Origin of the sequence: Proteus sp. LHD240705, assembly GCF_047921555.1 — a bacterium.
Lineage (GTDB): Bacteria > Pseudomonadota > Gammaproteobacteria > Enterobacterales > Enterobacteriaceae > Proteus.
Genome location: NZ_JBLRMI010000039.1, coordinates 1 through 490, shown reverse-complemented (window position 1 = coordinate 490; position 490 = coordinate 1). Strand labels below are relative to the sequence as shown.

Here is a 490-nt window from a genome sequence, read left to right as displayed (position 1 = left end):
TGTCTAAAGAAAAATTTGAACGTTCAAAACCGCACGTTAACGTTGGTACTATCGGCCACGTTGACCACGGTAAAACAACTCTGACTGCTGCAATCACTACAGTTTTAGCTAAAACTTACGGTGGTTCTGCTCGTGCATTCGATCAAATCGATAACGCACCAGAAGAAAAAGCTCGTGGTATCACCATCTCTACTTCACACGTAGAATATGACACTCCAAGCCGTCACTACGCACACGTAGACTGCCCAGGTCACGCCGACTATGTTAAAAACATGATCACAGGTGCTGCGCAAATGGACGGAGCTATCCTGGTTGTTGCTGCGACTGATGGCCCAATGCCACAAACTCGTGAGCACATCCTGTTAGGTCGTCAGGTTGGTGTTCCTTACATCATCGTATTCCTGAACAAATGTGACATGGTAGATGATGAAGAGTTACTGGAATTAGTAGAAATGGAAGTTCGTGAACTTCTGTCTCAGTACGATTTCCC

At 45.5% G+C, this 490-nt stretch carries 1 protein-coding gene; it reads left to right on the top strand.

Annotated features, from left to right (window positions below):
• Positions 1-490, top strand: a 490-nt coding sequence (locus ACNART_RS17920) for a GTP-binding protein (RefSeq protein WP_416303691.1), incomplete at both ends; no start/stop codon positions are given.